3 protein-coding genes are annotated in these 3555 nt (G+C 70.4%); 1 reads left to right on the forward strand and 2 read right to left on the reverse strand.

Translation table 11 applies throughout. From position 1 onward, the window contains the following. The coding region (locus FNH05_RS34605; RefSeq protein WP_144593064.1) for an MFS transporter at positions 1 to 629 on the reverse strand (629 nt) is incomplete at its 3' end. Continuing rightward, a complete protein-coding gene (locus FNH05_RS34610; RefSeq protein ID WP_144593065.1) occupies positions 613 to 1257 on the reverse strand; it encodes a PadR family transcriptional regulator in 645 nt (214 codons plus the stop codon). The genes FNH05_RS34605 and FNH05_RS34610, both read right to left, overlap by 17 nt. Positions 1258 to 1403: 146 nt before the next feature. Here FNH05_RS34610 and FNH05_RS34615 point away from each other — a divergent pair. Further along, positions 1404 to 3555, forward strand: a 2152-nt coding sequence (locus FNH05_RS34615) for an NACHT domain-containing protein (RefSeq protein ID WP_186382886.1), incomplete at its 3' end; no start/stop codon positions are given.

The raw sequence follows: 3555 nt of genomic DNA on the forward strand, positions 1-3555 counted from the left end.
AGGCAGGCCAGTCCGGCGGCCGAGAGCAGGATGCCGAGTACGTCGAAGGAGTGCGCGTGCCGGGGCTGCCAGTCCGGCACCAGGAACACGGCCAGCACGAAACCGGCCAGGCCGATCGGCACGTTCACGAAGAAGATCCATTCCCAGCCGAGCCTGTCCACCAGCACCCCGCCCAGCAGGGGACCGGTGATCGTGGCCAGCCCGGCCACCCCGCCCCACAGGCCCATCGCCGGACCGCGTTTGGCGGGCGGGAACAGGTGCGTGATGAACGCCAGCGTCTGCGGGGTCATCAGCGCCGCGCCGAGCCCCTGCACCGCACGCGCCGTGATCAGCATCTCGGCGGTGCCGGACAGGCCGCACCACAGCGAGGCCAGGGTGAACACCGCCAGCCCGGCCAGGAAGACCCGTTTGGGGCCGAACCGGTCGCCGAGCCTGCTGGTGAACAGCATGGGCACCGCGTAGGTGAGCAGGTAGACGCTGATCACCCACACCACCGAGTTCAGGTCGGTGTTCAGTTCGCGCACCATGGCGGGGATCGCGATGGACACGATGGTGGTGTCCAGCAGGATCATGAAGAACCCGATGCACAGCGCGCCCAGCGCGGCCCACGGGTTAGCTTGCCTTGTCATCGTCCGTGTCCTCGTTGTCCACAATGGAGAGTTGGGGATGGGGTGGTGGCTTTTTGGCGTCAGGCCAGGGAATCCGGCCCGATTCGAGATCGGCGACCAGCTGTTCGGTCCACGCCAGTTGCGACCGGCGCTGGTGGTGGTCGTAGAGGTGGTCGATCCAGTACATGACGGGCAGTTCGCGGTCACGCACTTCCTTGGCGACCACCTCGTCGGCGGCGATGCGTGCCCGCAGGGCGATGACGCGCATCTTGAGCTGGTCGATCGCGTCCTGCCGGTCCAGCTCGCTGGCGGCCGACAGCGCGACCGGGTACTGCGGGTATTCCGGGGCCGGGAACGCCAGCATCTCCCGGGTCTGGTCGACGAACGCGTCGCGGCCGGCTTCGGTCATCGCGTAGACGGTGCGTTCGGGCCGGCGCCCCTGCCGCTGGGTGTCGACTATTTCGATGAATCCCTGGGCCTGTAGGCGGTCGACGGTGTGGTAAAGCGAGCCGGGCCGCAGCTTCACCCGGCGGTCCACCTGGCGCTGCCGCATCAGCTGGGTCATTTCGTAGGGATGTATCGGTTTTTCATGCAACAGCTCGAGGATCGCCATGCCCAGTGGCGTCAGCGGCTGTGGTCGGGCGGGCATACCGCCATCACTCCCCCTGGAAGAGTTCATGTCGTTTATTCCATCTGGACTATACGACTTGGAGTGATCTGCTGTCGATTGAATAAGCGCTTTCGGTACGGTGGGGTCATCGGGGGATGACGGCCGCTAATCGCTGGGGGTGTCCGGTGGTCGATCCGGTTTCTTCGGCCCTGCTCGGTGCGCTCGGCGCCACCTTCTCCGCGCTGCACCAATGGGTCGTGGAGCGCGCTGCCGACCAGGCGGCCGAACAGGCGGTCCACCAGCACCGGCTGCGCGGCCTGGCCCGGCCCGACCGGCTCCTCGCGCGCGCCGCCAGGGAGCTGGGCGAACTGCGGCGGGTCGAGTTCGCCCGCCTGTCCGACCAGGAGTGGCTGGCGGTCCAGGATGCCGTGGCCGGCGCGCTGACCGCGGCACGGCTCGGGGAACTGGTGGAGCGCGCCCCGGCCGTGCTCGCCAGTTCTTCCCGCCTGCGGGCGAGGGTCCGGGAGGCGGGCCGCCCGGTGCTGCAGGACGCCGGGCTCGGCCAGGCGGGCCGCGACGCCTACCACCACCTGCTGCGCCACACCTGCCACAAGATCGCGGTGCGGGCCCGCGAGGTCGATGCCGTGATGCGCTCGGTCCAGGCCGGGATCGCCGACCGGATCGACGACTTCGCGTCCCGGGACGAGCGGCGCGCCGCCGACTTCGAGCGCGCCTACGTCCGTTACGTGGCCGCCGAATACGCGACGTTCGAGCTGTTCCAAGTCAGCGTCGGCCGCGCCCCGGCCAAGCACCCGTTCGACGACTTCTACACCGCCCCGTCGCTGGCCCGGCGGCAGGATCCGGGCGACGACGCCGAGCTGACCGGCGCGGGCACCGACGGACGGCACGCGATCGGTTCCGCGCGCCGGGTCCTCCTGCTCGGCGGGGCGGGCGCGGGCAAGACCACCTTCCTGCGCTGGCTGGCCCATCTCGCCGCCGTCTCGGTCCACGACCGAAGGGACGACTCCTGGCGCGACGACGTGCCGTTCTTCGTGTCACTCCGCCGGTTCGGGGACCGGCCGCTGCCGGGCGCCGAGGAACTGGTCGAGGCGGGCGCGGCCCCGCTGGCCGGGGAGAAACCGGACCGGTGGGTGAGCGGGCTGCTGCGGTCCGGGCGGGCGGTGATCCTCGTCGACGGGGTGGACGAACTCCTGCTGCCGCGTCGCGAGGAGGTGCGGCGCTGGCTCGACGGTCTCGTGCGCGCGTACCCGGACGCCCGGTTCGTGGTGAGCACCCGGCCTTCCGCGGTCGCCGATGACTGGCCCGGCCCCGATTTCCGCCGGTTCGAGCTGCTTCCGTTGAGCCGGAACGGTTTGCACCGGGTGATCGGGAACTGGTACACGGCGGCGCGCGCGTTGGAGAGCGACCCGGAGCAGCGCGAGTGGCTGACCCGGTGCGAGGAGCGGCTGACCAGGAGCCTGGACGGGCGGCCCGACGTGCGCGCACTGGTGTCCAGCCCGCTGCTGTGTTCGCTGCTGTGCGCGCTGTACCGCAAGGAGAACATGTACCTTCCGCAGAGCCGCAAGGAACTGCTGGACAAGGCGCTGGAGCTGCTGCTCGGTCAGTGGGACGTGCAGCGGGACATCGCGGTCGAGGACGAACTGCGGATGTCCACCAAGGAGAAGATCATCCTGCTGGAGCGGTTCGCCGCGCCCATGGTGCGCAATGCCGAACTCCTGATCGGCGAGGAGGTCGCCGAGCAGCGGATCGGGCGGGCGATGTCGGGGCTGCGCTCCGAGGCGCGGGAGCTCGAACCCGCGCAGGTGCTGCGCCATCTCGTGGAGCGGACCGGGCTGCTGCGCCGCCAGGACGGCCGGATCCAGTTCGTGCACCGGACCTTCCGCGACTTCCTCGCCGCCGGGGAGTTCGTGAAGGCGGGGGAACTCGGCTACCTCATCGAGCACGCCCATGACGACTCCCTGCACGAGGTCGTGTTCATGGCCGCCGCGCAGGCGAGGGCCCGGGAGGCGGGCGAGTTGCTCGGGCGGTTGCTGGAGCGGGCGGGCAAACGGGTCACCCGCAAGGACCGCGAGGTGGCCGACCGGCTCGAACTGCTCGCCGCCGCTTCACTCGGCTACGTCGACGTGATCGACCCCGAGCACGTCCGCACCGACGTGCTCACCGCGGTGCGCAGGCTGATCCCGCCCGAGAGCTTCCAGGACGCGGAACTGCTCGCCAGGGCCGGGACGTTCGTGGTGGACCTGCTGCCGGGGCCGATCGAGGTGGGCAAGTACGCCGAGGAGACCGGGGCGGACCGGGCGGGGGTGGCCGCGCGGG

It is taken from the genome of Amycolatopsis rhizosphaerae (assembly GCF_007713715.1).
Lineage (GTDB): Bacteria > Actinomycetota > Actinomycetes > Mycobacteriales > Pseudonocardiaceae > Amycolatopsis_E > Amycolatopsis_E rhizosphaerae.

Coding starts and splice junctions, on each gene's coding strand:
- FNH05_RS34610 (WP_144593065.1), bottom strand. CDS start 1,257: ATGCCCGCCCGACCACAGCCGCTGACGCCACTGGGCATGGCGATCCTC.